The 14,460-nt window shown below is 60.2% G+C and carries 12 protein-coding genes and 2 pseudogenes; 2 read left to right on the forward strand and 12 right to left on the reverse strand.

Annotated features, from left to right (window positions below; all coding sequences use genetic code 11):
- Nucleotides 1-1,102 precede the first annotated feature (1,102 nt).
- The gene (locus tag ACNJX9_RS33260; RefSeq protein WP_439406267.1) at nt 1,103-2,887 is read right to left on the reverse strand and encodes a peptide ABC transporter substrate-binding protein; all 1,785 of its coding nucleotides are present in this window, start codon (nt 2,885-2,887) and stop codon (nt 1,103-1,105) included.
- A 688-nt stretch (nt 2,888-3,575) separates the two neighbouring features.
- On the opposite strand from ACNJX9_RS33260, the pseudogene ACNJX9_RS33265 reads away from it, so the two are divergent.
- A pseudogene (locus tag ACNJX9_RS33265) lies at nt 3,576-3,784 on the forward strand (IS481 family transposase); the annotation flags it as partial.
- A gap of 229 nt (nt 3,785-4,013) precedes the next feature.
- Here ACNJX9_RS33265 and ACNJX9_RS33270 read toward each other — a convergent pair.
- Complete coding sequence (locus tag ACNJX9_RS33270) at nt 4,014-4,307, reverse strand: DUF3551 domain-containing protein (protein WP_083513921.1); 294 nt, start codon at nt 4,305-4,307, stop codon at nt 4,014-4,016.
- A 1,393-nt stretch (nt 4,308-5,700) separates the two neighbouring features.
- Nucleotides 5,701-5,966: pseudogene (locus ACNJX9_RS33275) on the reverse strand (helix-turn-helix domain-containing protein); the annotation flags it as partial.
- Nucleotides 5,967-6,077: 111 nt separating this feature from the next.
- On the opposite strand from ACNJX9_RS33275, the gene ACNJX9_RS33280 reads away from it, so the two are divergent.
- Nucleotides 6,078-6,293: a MarR family transcriptional regulator gene (locus ACNJX9_RS33280; RefSeq protein WP_167353961.1), complete on the forward strand. Its 216-nt coding sequence runs from the start codon at nt 6,078-6,080 to the stop codon at nt 6,291-6,293.
- 46 nt (nt 6,294-6,339) lie between these two features.
- Here ACNJX9_RS33280 and hypE read toward each other — a convergent pair whose 3' ends face one another.
- Genes hypE through ACNJX9_RS33325 form a run of 9 tightly spaced genes read right to left on the reverse strand, consistent with a single transcriptional unit; the run spans nt 6,340 to nt 14,289 of the window.
- Nucleotides 6,340-7,380: a hydrogenase expression/formation protein HypE gene (gene hypE / locus ACNJX9_RS33285; RefSeq protein WP_057742188.1), complete on the reverse strand. Its 1,041-nt coding sequence runs from the start codon at nt 7,378-7,380 to the stop codon at nt 6,340-6,342.
- Nucleotides 7,377-8,519 carry a hydrogenase formation protein HypD gene (gene hypD / locus ACNJX9_RS33290; protein WP_439406269.1) on the reverse strand — a complete coding sequence of 381 codons (1,143 nt, stop codon included), beginning with the start codon at nt 8,517-8,519 and terminating at the stop codon, nt 7,377-7,379. Before hypD ends, hypE begins: the two co-directional genes overlap by 4 nt.
- A gap of 14 nt (nt 8,520-8,533) precedes the next feature.
- On the reverse strand, nt 8,534-8,752 hold the full coding sequence (locus ACNJX9_RS33295) for a HypC/HybG/HupF family hydrogenase formation chaperone (protein WP_057742198.1): 219 nt from the start codon (nt 8,750-8,752) through the stop codon (nt 8,534-8,536).
- The gene (hypF, locus tag ACNJX9_RS33300; protein ID WP_439406271.1) at nt 8,752-11,013 is read right to left on the reverse strand and encodes a carbamoyltransferase HypF; all 2,262 of its coding nucleotides are present in this window, start codon (nt 11,011-11,013) and stop codon (nt 8,752-8,754) included. Before hypF ends, ACNJX9_RS33295 begins: the two co-directional genes overlap by 1 nt.
- A complete protein-coding gene (gene hypB, locus ACNJX9_RS33305; protein ID WP_439406273.1) occupies nt 11,010-11,894 on the reverse strand; it encodes a hydrogenase nickel incorporation protein HypB in 885 nt (294 codons plus the stop codon). The genes hypF and hypB overlap by 4 nt, the downstream gene beginning before the upstream one ends.
- Nucleotides 11,894-12,235 carry a hydrogenase maturation nickel metallochaperone HypA gene (gene hypA / locus ACNJX9_RS33310; protein ID WP_439406274.1) on the reverse strand — a complete coding sequence of 114 codons (342 nt, stop codon included), beginning with the start codon at nt 12,233-12,235 and terminating at the stop codon, nt 11,894-11,896. Before hypA ends, hypB begins: the two co-directional genes overlap by 1 nt.
- The gene (locus ACNJX9_RS33315) at nt 12,228-13,325 is read right to left on the reverse strand and encodes a nickel-dependent hydrogenase large subunit (protein ID WP_439406275.1); all 1,098 of its coding nucleotides are present in this window, start codon (nt 13,323-13,325) and stop codon (nt 12,228-12,230) included. Before ACNJX9_RS33315 ends, hypA begins: the two co-directional genes overlap by 8 nt.
- Complete coding sequence (locus ACNJX9_RS33320; RefSeq protein ID WP_439406277.1) at nt 13,322-13,486, reverse strand: hypothetical protein; 165 nt, start codon at nt 13,484-13,486, stop codon at nt 13,322-13,324. Before ACNJX9_RS33320 ends, ACNJX9_RS33315 begins: the two co-directional genes overlap by 4 nt.
- Entirely contained in the window at nt 13,483-14,289 is an 807-nt protein-coding gene (locus tag ACNJX9_RS33325; RefSeq protein ID WP_439406279.1) for a hydrogenase expression/formation C-terminal domain-containing protein, read from the reverse strand. The genes ACNJX9_RS33320 and ACNJX9_RS33325 overlap by 4 nt, the downstream gene beginning before the upstream one ends.
- Nucleotides 14,290-14,460 lie beyond the last annotated feature (171 nt).

The raw sequence follows: 14,460 nt of genomic DNA on the forward strand, positions 1-14,460 counted from the left end.
CCTCGGCGTCTGCCCAATAATCACTGCTCGTGGTCTGAAGCAGGATCCTGCCGGATGATCCGAGAGGGTTCATATGTTGCTCTCTTAACTCTTTACGCGGATGGTCACGCGAGGATTGCCTCCTTCATCCGTGTAGTCATCCACAATCACTTCGATTTCGTTGTACCAAAACCAAAACTGGCGCAGATGTTCTGCTCTGTTCTGTGCAACAATTTGAGCCTTCTCAAACTCAGTCAACTTTCTTCGAATCATTGGGCTTTTCAAGCATCCGCGATCGCTAGTGGTCCCCAGCAGCACACAAAGAAAATGCGACTGCCCCCGCACCAAGCCCTGCAGTGCTACTCGTCCTGTCGGTTGGACGGCGTCACGTTAACGACAACTTCGTGGATGGGCCTGCGGAGGCGCCACACCCAGCGCCGCGGCCGCAATCCGTTCGGCGGCTCCGAATTTCTTGGCGTGAGGCCCCCCAAAAAGCCCCGGCCACCTTTGGCAGCGGGCCAGTCTCTGGGAGGAACGGGCCTGAAAATCATCCTGCCACCGCCCCGTCAGGAGCAATAAGGCGGCTCTCTCATGCTACTCGGGCCAGCTGTCGAGAAGCTGACGAGCCCCGTGTGGAAAACGCAAAGAACATCCTTTGCTGCGAGTGCCAGCGCAGCCGAAATAGGTCGGGATTTTTCGTGAACAAGGATTTGTGGCAGGAGAATTGGCGCTCGCCTGATCCGACATTCCGCCGGCAATCTTCAATACGTAGCGAACACCGCAGTCGATGAATTTACAACAGGCATTCGGCGATTCATCAGTGTCTCTTGCTCGCGCTGGCGCATCATCTCAAATTGACAATGGCCGAGCTACCAAAATCTCAGCCTTAGGGCATGCCGTCCGCTCGAAGATCCATGCTGGAACCTCCAGCAATCCATCTGTTGCGATCCATACAGAGAGCGGCAGAAACCAACATCATCAGCCTTCTCGACCTTTCCATGAACGCGAACGCGGCAATGAACCCAGGGATGAAAACGATAAAGAAAACTGATCGGCGCCAGCGTCGGAGCCTGCAAACAAGGCGTTTCTAGATGCGACGTGAATCTGATTGTGCGACGTTGAGTCAGACCTCTCGGTACCAATCGTGTAAATTGTCAATGTCAGTCGTCCAGCTACTGATGACCGGGCGCAACGTGTTCGAGCACGCGGCGACCCTCATACGGTGAATCACGGGGATAAGAACGGTGTCTTGCCACAGGATATCATTGGCCTTGACGAAGAGGGCTGCGCGCTTAACCGGATCGATCTCAACCTCAGCAGCATCGATCACCGCGTCATAATCGCGGCTTGCGTAGCGCGGAATATTGAATCCCTGCCACTTGCTCTCCTCGCTGGGAATGTAGCGCGAATGAAAGGTACGCATACGCCTCTCCGGGTCGGGCTGGGTACTTAGGGACGCTAACAATTCGATATCTGCATTGAACCTCGTGTAGGTATCCGGATTTGCAACATCGGACGAAAAGAACGCGGATGCGACGACCGATTTGAGCTCCACGTCGATGGCTGCCTTCTGACACGCATGCTTGATGATGGCCTGAGTCTTCTGGCGCGCTCCGTTCGTCGATGACTGGAAAAGCAATTTGAGCTTCCTTCCGTCCTTCTCGCGAACGCCGTCCGAGCCGGGTTTCCAGCCGGCATCGTCAAGCAGCTTTGCAGCCTTTTCGATACTGAACTCCCAGGAGGTATTCTTAGAAACGAACTGCTCGGGGCCATTAAGGAAATTAGCGGTGGTGTTGCCGGCGCGGCCGTAAATGGCCTTCTTGATCGTCTCTCGATCAACGAGCAGCGCAATCGCCTTTCGTACCGCGGGATCCGACAATAGCGGATGTTTGGTCTTCGAGCGTTCTTGATCGGCCTCGGTGTTAGGATCGGTGAAGTTCAGCGCGATGAACTCAACATCTGCGCCGGCCACACGGATGCTCCTGCCTTTGCTACCTTTTTCAATACGCAACAAAACGTCGTCTTCGACTTGAATGTTCGAACCGAAGTCATATTCGCCGGTCTGGATCACTGCGCGTGCCGCCGAAACGGCATCCCCTCCGCCCTTCATCTCGATTGTGTCGAAATAGGGTCGGCCAGTCATGTGGTATTGGGGGTTGATCTCGCCGCGGACGAGTTCGCCGGGCTTGAACTCGATGAATTTGTAAGGGCCCGTTCCCACCGGCGACAAGTTGTTCGACGCCTTAAGGGATTTGTTGCCCCGATAATCCGCGAACAGGTGTTTTGGGATGATGGCGCCGGGAGCTCCGACAAATGCGTCGGCCCAGAAGGGAGTCGGCTTACTGAAGAGGATACGCACGGTAAGATCATCAATCCGTTCAACCGTTGTGCTGCGGTATGTTGCTGTGGTTGCGGCTGCCGTGTCAGGATCTTTGGCGTACTCCCAATTGAACACTACATCGTCCGCGGTAAAGGGCTTGCCATCGTGCCATTTGACGCCGGGCTTAAGCTTCCATGTCGCTGACTTGCCGTCGGGCGCAAGCCCTCCGTTCTGGATCGATGGTATCTCTGCGGCAAGAACGGGTTGGAGGTTGCCGTCCGGATCCCAACAGGCGAGCGGCTCATAGAAGAGGCGCGAGCCATCCTGGTCCTTCATGCTCGTTGCAAGGTGGGGGTTGAGCAGGGTTGGTCCTTGCCACCACAACATCTTCAGCGGTCCACCACCGCCGCATTTAGTTGGCTTGTAGGTTGATGGGGGCGCGGCTGTGGCTACGTCGCCGATGGCGAGGATCTGCGTTGCCATCGGCGGGGTGATGCCGATGCATATCATGCGCTGGACGAAGGCCCGGCGATCCATAGATCCGCTCTTTACCTTATCGATCAAGCCACGTAGTGCTGCGTCAAACATCGACGGCCTCCGGTGTTCAAGCTATGCTCCGTCCAGATGGTTTGAGCTAGACATGATGGGCCTCTTGCGCCTATTTTCGTTCATCAAACGCTAGTAATCTGTTGACGCGGTCCAAAGGGCGGATCCGCCCAAAAACCGCCCTGCTTTTCGCAACTGACGAGATCCGTGCGGCGTGAGTCTAAGAGTTGAGACACTCGCAATCCTTGTTAGTCATTGGAGAGCTTTTGTGTGGTCAGGCCTCTCACCCAGTTGAGACCGTACAATTTAACGCCACGTCCGATTCAAGGGGTTGCTTTCCGCATTACCTCACCAGAAATGTTCCCGAATAGCGCGTCTTTGCCTCGAATAATTTGCTCCTCGTGCGAGACCGGCGGTCGGGGGGCGCCGATGGGGCGATTGAGGCAGGCGACGCGCAAGGAGCTATTGGCGACTGTCAGCCAGCGTCACAGGTCGTCGAACCGTGCGCAGAAGCGCGGATTTTCGCCGAGCTCATCGTCATCACCGGATTTCATCGCAAGCACGCCACGCAACTGCTTCGCGGAGCCGACTGAACCGGTTATTGCCCTGCAAGCGACGCCAGGCTGAGTTACCGGCCGCGCTCCGTTTCGTACCGGGATCACCGCGCCGTGCGCGCGACATGAGGAAGCGGACCTCAGTCGCCGACCTCCCGACCGGCCCCAAGCACGCGAGACTGACACGCTCATCACTGCACCGCCGTCTACAGCGCCACGGTACCGGCCGACTGCCGGATGTCGAAGGCGACAGACCAGCAAGGAAGAAGTTCAAGAGCTACCCGATCGGCTTCTTCCGCATCGATATCGCCGACGTACGGACCGAACACAAGCTTCATATATGTTCGTGGCGATCGACCGAACGTCCACGTTCGCTCACGTCGAACGGCACGAAATAGCTACCACCGCCGTATCGAGAGAGTCCTGCAAGAACAGGTTCGAACGTGCTTGAGCATGAAGGCGGTCACTTGTGCCGCTGGACCTCAGCGTCTCAACCGCTGCCGCTCGGGCACGCCGCGGCGAGGCCGACGAGGAGCGCTGCACGCACTTGTCGATTCTTCTCTTTCCTGGATCAGCATCTCTAGGTTTCAACGCTCACCGTAGGATTTGCCTTATTATCTTAGCCTCGCGACGCCGTCAGGTGAGTGCGATCTGCGGCGCTCAAAAGCGTAGACCGGATTAATACCGCAATAGGCGTCTGTGCCGGATGCGGTGGCCATGCACTGGCTATAGCTCGAGAACTGGCAATTACCTGGGTATCCCCAGGTACGTCCTTGCAAGCAGTAAACGTCTTGTTGGGCCGGGGGCATGTATCCCGAACGGTCTCGCGGAGCGGCGATCGAACCTGTCTGAGCGAAAACCAAGGTGGGGACTGCGAGCGCAACAGCAAACAGGAAATGATGGCGCATGGGACCCTCGTCTGACTTGATTTCCTACTAGCTAATGGATCCGATTTGCGTTCTTCTTGATCTTAGTCAATCGCAAGCTAGCGACCGTTTGCGGGCCCAATCGTGAAACAGCACGGCGCAAATAGTACGTTGATTTCAAATGAGGGCAAAAGCTAGCAGGCTCGAGCAGAGTAGCGCAAGGCCTGTCGCGGTTAGCGCCAGCAGGCTGCTGGAAATGAGGTCATGATTATTCATCGTACAGCCCTCGATTGCACGGCAGAGGGAAAGTGACTGTCCTGGTTGGTCCAGTCGACCGGCTGATACATCAATGATTATTCGAATTTGTCGCAATAATCCTGCTATTGCCGGGAGGAAGTGCAGTTTTCCGGCGCAATTTGACCACGGTTTATTGATTTGCGGCGCGGATAACGGAAATCAAGCTTGAGAGCTTTGCGGGTAGCTGTCTAGCGAAACACCGGATCTTTGCGCGTCAATACATTCAACGCAGAAAGTTATGAGTTTCTTCAGAATTGCGATACGCGCGGCCGAGTCCATGCCACGGACCCGCATCAAATGGATGTTCACACCCAACTAAAGCCCGCGCCAAACTCGGCCACGCCTATCCAACGACGTCCAAAGAGTCAAAACCACTGTGATAAACCACTAGTCGGCGCCCGAACGCCCGGCCGTTGCGACCGAACGTTGCTGATCTCTGCTGCGTGTGCGAGTTCGATGATGAGTGGCCTTCTGCTAAAACAATAGGTCAAGATAGAACTGCCTCTGCTTGCAGGTCGTCAGCTCTTGGTCAGACTGGCGAGGTAGCGTGGTGTTGTTCTTCCAACCCTAGATAGGAGATCAAGGTGAGCTTAGCCAACATTGGGTCGATCGGCGCGAATCGAAGCACCGCGTCTGAGCAGCAAGGGCAATCTGGAGGCGCGGCACAAACTAAATTTGAGCAGCAGCTCGCCCAAGCCGGCCGGTTGTCGGAAGAGGAGCCGAATGGACAGCCACGGGTGGTGCAAAATCATCCCGCTGGCGCTTTCAAGGATATTCCTTCCTTCCCTCGGGACTTCGTGCCGGGCTTTAAGGAGCCGCCCTCCGGACCTCGCGACCCTTTTGCCGCTTAAGGACCTTCCGTCTGTACTCGCGGCATAGTTAAGGGGCGCCCGCTCCGCAAGGGGCGGGCGTCTTCGTCTAATTGGGACCTCACTTCTTCAGACTCGGCAAGCCGACCGACACCGAGGGCCGGAGCATCCCTTCCGCATCGCGGCGGCAGTGTGCGAAATTCAACTCGACTCTATGTTTGCTCTCTGAGGTGAGGGCGGCCCGCCCCGCGGCAAGCTCCTATCGAGGGTTGCCGGATGGTCCGGCGCCGAGCCTCAGGCATTGGGAGCGGGCCTGATGAACGATTTAAGGTCAGCTTGCGCTCTGCGCCCGGACGCAGCTGCTCCCTCAAGGCCCGCTCCAGATTGCCTTTACGAAGCCGCGCTTGGTCCGATAAACGGTGGAAAGGCTGACACTCACGGTCCTGGCAATCTCCTCGTCGCGGCGACCTCCATCGGCCGCCAGCAAAATCTGCGCCCGCTTGAGCTTGCGGACGGTGCGCTTGCCGCCGCCGAGCATCGCCGTCAGTTCGTCCCGCTCGGCTTGGCTCAATCGACCCGATAACGTAACATTCATGCTTCGCCTCCTTGTCGGAGGCCGTAACGAATCGATCCATGAGTCAAACATCAGGCGCGCTTAACCGAGAAACAGGGTCACTACCTCGCTTTCATCCATACCTATTCGTACATGTTCGGACAGCCGCCCGCCGAGGCCGACATTCAGCGCCATTTCCGCGTCAGCCCGCCCTCAGTCCACCAGATGATCGTCACCCTCGAACGAAACGGTTTCATTCGCCGTCAGCCCGGCGTTCCCCGAAGCATCGAGATTCTCCTGCCACCCGAAAACTTGCCTCCTCGAATGGCTCGGTATCAAAACGTCAAAGTCACTGTAATGAACCATTAGTGGATCCTGTGTAACAGCAACGTTTCGATCTTTGCATGTTTGAGCCTCAGCAGATGCGTGGCAGTTGCTCGCCCGACAGCCAGTCAACGATGCGGCCGCCGCCAAAGCTGGTCGCCATCTGCACGAAATGATGGTCATCGGCGATTGCCTCGCCGATCTCGGCGGCATCGCAGCCGAGCGGATGCGCCCGCATGGCAGCAAGCACGGCATTGGCGACCTCGGGCGACACAATGGCAACCAGCTTGCCTTCATTGGCGACATGGAGCGGATCGAGCCCCAAGAGCTCGCAGGCCGCCGCCACGTCCGGCTTCACCGGGATTGCCTCTTCCTGCAGGCGAAAGCCGAGGTCGGATTGCCGGGCGATCTCGTTCAGGGTCGCGGCAAGCCCACCGCGCGTAGGGTCGCGCATTAGGCGGATTCCGTGGCCTCCGGCCTCAACCATCTTCGCAACGAGGTCGTGCAGCGCCGCCGAATCCGAGATGATGTCGGTTTCAAAGGCGAGGTTCTGCCGCTTGGACATGATGGCGATGCCATGATCGCCGAGCGTGCCCGAGATCAGCACGCGGTCTCCGACGCGCGCGTTTTCCGCGGAGAGATCGAGCCCGACAGGCACTACACCGACGCCAGCCGTCGAGATGAACAGGCCGTCGGCCTTGCCGCGCTCGACCACCTTGGTGTCGCCAGTGATAATGTGAACGCCGGCCGATCGCGCCGCTTCCCCCATGCACTCCGCGATCATCTTGAGGTGGGACAAACGAAATCCCTCCTCGATAATGAAGCCCGCAGACAGGTAAAGCGGCCGCGCCCCTGCCATTGCGATGTCGTTGACCGTGCCGTGCACGGCCAGCGTACCGATATTTCCGCCCGGAAAAAACAGCGGCGAGACGACGTAGCCATCGGTCGTCATCACCATGCGCCCGCCGCCGACGTCGAAGGCCGACTGATCATTGCCGCGCGCCAGCCATTCATTGCCGAAGGCCTCGTGGAACAGTCCCGAAATAAGCTGCGCCATCGCGCGGCCGCCGGAGCCGTGAGACAGGTCGATGCAGCCATTGCTGATGTCGAGCTTGGCCTGATGACCTCTCATGACGCCGGCCTCTGCTGATGATCGCGGAAACGGCCATAGGTCCAATGAGCGGCGCAGGCGCCTTCCGAGGAGACCATGCAGGATCCCATGGGCGTTACGGGCGTGCAGATCTTCCCGAACAGCTCGCAATCCACAGGCTTCCTTATCCCGCGCAGGATGGCAGCGCATTTACAGGCCGGATTGTCGGCAACGCACAGCTCGCCCATGTCGAAGCGCAGCTCCGCGTCGTATTTGGTGTAAGCGGGCTTCAGCCTCAGCCCGCTGTAGGGCACTGGGCCGAGGCCGCGCCATTCGAACCGGTCTCGCAGCTCGAAAACGTTGGAGACCTCCTCCTTAGCGCGCAGATTGCCGTCGCGGATCACCGCGCGGCGATACTGATTCTCTACTTCGTGGCGATGCTCGTTGACTTGCCGGACAAGCATTAGGATCGCCTGCATCATGTCGAGCGGCTCGAAACCGGTGATCACGATCGGCTTGCCAAACTCCTCCGCGACAAACTCGTAAGGCGTCGTGCCAATGATGACCGAGACATGGGCTGGCCCGATGAAACCGTCAATCTCGACGTGTCCGATATTGCGTATATCGCAGCTCTTTAGAATATTCTGCATCGCTGGAGGCGTCAGCACGTGGTTGCAGAACACGCTAAAGTTTGAGAGCTTCTTCTTTTCGGCCAGACGTATCATGATAGCCGTCGGCGGCGTGGTGGTCTCAAAGCCAATGGCGAAGAACACGACCTCGCGCGCGGGGTTCTCCTCTGCGATCCGGATCGCATCGATGGTGGAATACACCATGCGGACATCCGCGCCGCGGGCCTTTGCCTTGAGCAGCGAGGCGCCTTGCGAACCCGGCACGCGCATTAGGTCGCCGTAGCCGCAGAGGATGACTTCGGGCCGCATCGCGAGATGGATCGCCATGTCAATACGCCCGGCCGGCAGCACGCAGACCGGGCAACCAGGGCCGTGGACCATCCGCACGTTGTTCGGCAGCATGTCCTCGAGGCCATAGCGCGAGATCGTGTGTGTATGGCCGCCACAAAACTCCATGAAACGATAGGGTCTTGCCAGATCGACCTCGGTGCCGATCGCTTTCGCCACCCCCAGCGCGATCTCCTTGTCGCGGAACTCGTGGACATATTTCATTGCACAGCTCCCTGTCACTCGACGCTGAGCTCGCGCAACAAATCCAATGTGCGTCTGGCTTCCTCGGGGTCGATCTTGGTGAGCGCATAACCGACGTGAATGATCACGTAGTCGCCGACGGCGAGATCCTCGATCAGGGCAACGGAAATCTCCTTGCCGACGCCATCGATGGAGACGACGGCCATCTCGTCAGGCAAAATTTTTGTTACTGCTGCAGGTATGGCAAGACACATCAAGCGGTTCCTTCCAGGCCTTGGTGTTCGATGAGTTGGAGCGCGGCGATCCAGGCCTGCCCCAGGCTCAGGCCGCCATCATTGGGCGGCACCTGGCGGGGCAGCAGCGGCGTAAGACCGGCTGCGAGGCAGCCCCGCTCGATCTCGGCGCTCAGGATCGCATTGAGAAAGCAGCCACCGCTCAAGGCGACGGTCATGATGCCGGTCTTCCGCGCAATACGAACGATCCAGTCGGCACAGGCGGCCGCGAACGTGCCGTGGAACAGTTCGGCGCCGTCGGTCGGATCGAGCGCATCGCTCGCCAGCCGTTCGAGCAACGGAGACAGTGAGAGCACGCCGTTCTCGATCACCCAGCCGTCCCTGGCAACGCGGGGCTGGCGAACAAGCGCTTCCAGCTTCATCGCGGCCTCGCCCTCGTAGCTCTGCACCAGGGAAAGCCGAAGCAGTCCTGCCGCGGCGTCGAACAGCCGGCCGGCGCTCGTCGTCATCGGCACGTCGCGCTGATCCAGCAAGGCGGACAAACGCACCGCTTGCGGCTGCGCGGCAAAGCGGCGCGGAATCTCGTCGCCGCGCTGCAATCCGTGTAGCACGCTCGCTGCCATCCGCCACGGCTCGCACGCGGCGCGGTCGCCGCCGGGCATCTTGAGTGTGGCGAGATGTCCGAGCCGGCGGAAGCGCGCCCCTTCGCACAGCAGAAGCTCACCACCCCAATTGCCGGCGTCGCCGCCATAGCCGAACCCGTCAAGCACCAGCGCCAACACAGGACGTTCGACGCGATGTTCGGCCATCACGGACGCTGCATGGGCATGATGATGCTGAATCGCAACCAGCCTCCTCCCGCTCGCTTCGGCAAAACGGGTCGAGGCGATATTCGGATGCAGGTCATGCGCGACGACGACCGGCTCAACATGGAGTGTTGAAAGCAGTTGATGCACTGTTTCTTCTAAGCAGCGGACGCCTTCCGCTGTGTCGAGATCACCGATATGTTGGGAGACGAAGGCCTCGTCGCCGCGCGTAGCCGTTACGGTCGATTTCAGGCTACCGCCAACGGCAAGGATCGACGGAACGGATCGTAGGAGGCGCACGGGCTCTGGAACGTAACCGCGGGCGCGGCGGATAAACTGGGTCCGCCCGGCCACGACAGATACGACGGAATCGTCCGCACGAATGACAATGTCGCGGTCATGGGTGACGACGAGATCGGCGATGCCGGCGAGGCGCCGCCTCGCCTGGTCGTTGTCGGTCAGCAGCGGTTCGCCGCTGAGATTGGCGCTGGTTGTGACGATCGCCCAGCTTTTGCCGTCCTGCGGATGGCCCGACTTCAGCGCATCAAAAATCAAATAGTGCAATGGCATAACCGGCAGCATAACCCCGACCCGCGACAGCCCCGGCGCGATCGCAGGCGCGAGACGATGACGCGACGTCATCAGCACGATTGGCCGCGCTAGCGTCTGGAGCAACGCCAGCTCGGCAGCATTGGCAGCGGCGATCTCGGCAACCAAGTCTATTGAGCCGACCATGATGGCGAAGGGCTTTTGATCGCGCTGCTTGCGCTTCCGAAGGCGTTTTACGGCCTCGTTGTCGCGCGCGTCACAGATGAGCTGATAGCCGCCGAGCCCCTTGATCGCGACGATCTTCCCCACTGCAATTGCGGCCGCGATCTCCGCGACGGGGTGGCTAAGCCTCGGGCCGCATTGCGGGCAGGCAATCGCCTCGGCGTGGAAGCGGCGGTTGTTGGGATCGGCATAATCCGCGGCACAGGCTTCACACATGGTAAAGCGCTTCATTGCGGTGGCCGCACGGTCATATGGCAGCTGCTCGGTGATGGTGTAGCGTGGACCGCAATGGGTGCAGCTGATGAAGGGATAGAGATGGAGCCGGCTGGCCGGATCGAACAGCTCGCCCCGGCACTCCGGGCAGGTTGCGGCGTCGGCGACGATCCGCGTCGACACCCTGCCCTGCTCGCTGGCGCGAATGCAGAACTCCTCGCTCGCCGCCGCGCTGACCGGCTGCACTGAAATCTCGTCGATCCGTGCCAGCGGCGGCTTTTCGAGCGGTAGCGCGGTCACGAAATCCGATGTGCGCGCGCCCTCGACCTCGATGACGACGCCATGCGGATCATTGGCGACGAAGCCGCCGAGGCGATAGCGCCTGGCCAGACCATAGACATAGGGACGAAAGCCGACGCCCTGTACGGCGCCGCGCACATGCAGACGCAGCCGTCGTCTATCGCGGGCTGTGACCTCGTCCACCATTGTCATTCCGCCGCGGCCGGTCCTATCCTGGCCGCCTGCTTGCGGATCCAGGCATAAAAGGCCGGAAGCCCTTCCCCTGTGCGCGCCGACACGGTTAGCGCCTCAATTTTCGGGTTGACCCGCCGCGCATATTCGACGGTCCTGGGGAGATCGAAATCGAGCACCGACGCGAGATCGATTTTGTTGATCAGCATCAACGAAGAGGAGGCGAACATATCCGGGTATTTCAGCGGTTTGTCCTCGCCCTCCGTGGTCGAAAGCACCACGATCTTGCAGGCTTCACCGAGATCGAACGCCGCGGGACAAACAAGGTTGCCGACGTTCTCGATAAAGAGAATGCCGCCGTTAAGCCGGCGCAGCCGCTCATAGGCCCTAGCGACCATGCCGGCATCGAGGTGACAGCCCTTTCCGGTGTTGACCTGGATGGCCGGCACGCCAGTAGCGCGAATGCGCTCTGCATCGTGGGAGGTCTGCTGATCACCTTCGATCACGCCGATCAGAAAGCTGTCCTTCAACTTGGACACGGCGCGGACCAGCAGCGAAGTTTTGCCGGCGCCGGGACTCGAGACAAGGTTGAAAGCAAGTACGTCGTCGGCGTGGAAGCGGGTGCGGTTTTCGGCGGCGAGGTGGTCGTTCTTGCCAAGAATGTCGCGTTCAACTTGGATGATACGGTCGCTGCTCATGCCCGCGATCTGTTGGCCCGCGGGCTTGGCGCTGCAATCGAGAAACCCGGCGACGTCGTGCTCATGATCGTGGTATCCGCCCCCGTGAGGATGATCATGCCGGGCATGATGGTGATGACGACCATCGTTGTCATGCTCATGATGCGCATCACGAACGCACTCGATGGACGTCTTGGCGTCGTTGCAACCGCAGACCGTACACATCAGGCAACCTCCAATTTATTCACGCGCATTTCCTCACCGCCGGTCACCTGCAATTGATAGCTGCCGCAGGATGGACACGGCTCGTAACGCTGCTTGATCTCGACGCTCATCGAGCAAGCCATGCACCATGCGATCCCCGGCGTCGCGATGATCTCCAGCCTTGCGCCCTGCACGATGGTCCGCGCAGCTACCGCCTCGAAGCAGAATTTGATCGCCTCCGGTGCGACGTGGCTGAGCGCACCGATCTCGAGGCACACGGTCTTCACCTTCGAGAACGAGCGATTTCGCGCCTCTTCCTCGACAATCCCAATGATGCCCTGGCACAGCGCCATCTCATGCACGGCCGGCCTCGTGGAAATTGAGGCTGAAGCTAACGCAAGGGTCAAACGACCCGACGAAAGTACGAACCGCGTCCTGTCCGCGCGGGCCGGCGGCGAGCCGCGAGCCCTTGAGGCTCTGGACCAGCGGCCCCCGCGCGTGGAAATTCCATTCGGTCGGCGCCAGTAATTGGAAGCGCACGATGCGGTCCTCGTCGTCGAGCTCGATCGCATGGTAGAGTCGGCCGCGTGCACATTCGACCGCGGCCGCTCCCCTGTGGTTACCGAGGGAATAGCTGGCGATAACGCCGTCTTCGAGATCCCGCTCGGCGTCGTCAAGCCAGGCGAGGAGACGAGCCACTTCGGCGAGGCGCGCCTTGAGGCGCTCGGCTGGGCCAGCATCCAGCGCCAAAATCTGCTCGCGGCCGCCCCTGCGGGCCCAGACGCCGGTCTCCGGAATCCGACCGTGAAGTTCGGGCGCGCCGGAAAAGCTCGCTCCCTCGGTGAGCAACCGCGCAATGACGTCGGGATCATCAGCAACCGACAGGAATGACTGCTCGATGGCAGGAAGCGACAGCGCCTGGGCATTGAAGCTTGCAAGGTGCGCCGCCGCCGGTGCACGGCCTGGTTCCGGACATTGAGTTTCGCGCGTGGTTCCGAGCGCGGTCAGCGCGGACTTGATCTGCGACACCGCCTCGCGCATCGCTCCCTCTCTTGCACCTTCGCTGGCGACGCCGCCAAGAACTGTGGCCGCATGCATCAGCGCGCGCACCGCCTCAGCGCCGGTGCCGTCAAACGCGAGCTGCCTGACGAACAGGCCCCGCACCAATTCCGTCAATCGTTCTGCAACGACTGCGGTAACGCGGCGCTGCACCGTCTCCGCGGCGGCGCCTTCACCCCGCGCAGCTTCGACCGCCGACAGATAGGCCACCTGCTGCGCGACCGCGCAAAGCGAGAACAGCCGAGGCAGCACTGAGAGCACTGACGATGCTGGCTTGCCCGCAAACAGGCGCATGACGGCCGGCCTGCTGCGCGGTAGGATCGCAACGTCGACAATCGAGCACCCGGCGAGCCACACCGTGATCTCGATCTCGCTCCGGAAGGCGAGGCTCATGCGCGCTGCTCCGTCAGGACACCCCACGGGACGTTACGGCCGTCGAACGCGCTTGTCGCGAACGCGCCGACGGGGTCATAGGCGGTCCAGCAGATGCTGCATTCGAGCGGCGTAAGCTCAGTGACATCCTGCCGCACGCCGAAATTATCAACCTTCTTCATTTGAAATAGGCCTCGATAGTTTCCCTAAGCCGCTCGGCCGAATCCTCGAAATCCTCGTCAGCTGCGACAGCGACCGTCGGCATGCCGCCTACCTCGAACGTATCGAGGATGATGGTGTCCATGGCGTTGAAGAACTGCACCGACCAGACATTGCGGATTCCGGTCGCGAGCACGCGGCAGGTGCCGTAACCGCGCGAGATAAGCTGGATTGGTCCGTTCCTGATCGTCTCCTGTAGAAAGCTCATGTCGATCGGGCTCATCGGCAGCAGCGTGAGGTTGATGATCCCCGATGGCATACCAGGCCGCCAGGCAAGCGCCCGCGCGCGGATTTCGGCGAGCACTGGCAGCACGTTCATGGCGCCTTGCGGCGGCTGGCCGATCTTGAAGTCCGCGATTGTCAGATCCGCGGCTGCCCGTTTCACGATCTCTGGGATCGCTCCGATCTCAAGATACTCGTGAAAAGAATCGGTCTGGATCCGCACGCGCCATAGGCCTGCGAGCACCGCCTCCCGGATCTGCACCAGCGATCCACCCGGTAGCGCGACGACGCCGGCTACCTCGCCTTCACCGATGATGCCGGCGAGGAGCTCGCGTTCGAGATGGTTGAGATCGTCAAGCCGGAACAGCCGCGTGGGCGCATCTACCTTCTGGCTCGCGATGGCTTCAGCTATATTCGACAGGAGCTCGATAGCATTCGGGCAGCTCTTCGCTAGCTCGGCAACATCGAGCTTGGCAAGCTCTGGCAATGCGCCCGCGGCGCTCCGGCTGTGCCCCGCCGCGCTCGGACTCTTCCCGGTGCGCATCGCCTGCTCCTTTTCGTCAGCCGCTGTGCAGAAACCCCCACCTGCCTCACGGGACAAGAGTGGAGAACGATCAAGAGCAGTGATATCGAGCGCGGACCGGCCGCGTCGTGCGAAGCAGAAATCCATCAATCCTCCAGATCTGAGCCAGATCAATTGTCCGACAAAGCCGAG

Source organism: Bradyrhizobium sp. BLXBL-03 (genome assembly GCF_051853015.1).
Classification (GTDB): Bacteria; Pseudomonadota; Alphaproteobacteria; order Rhizobiales; family Xanthobacteraceae; genus Bradyrhizobium; species Bradyrhizobium manausense.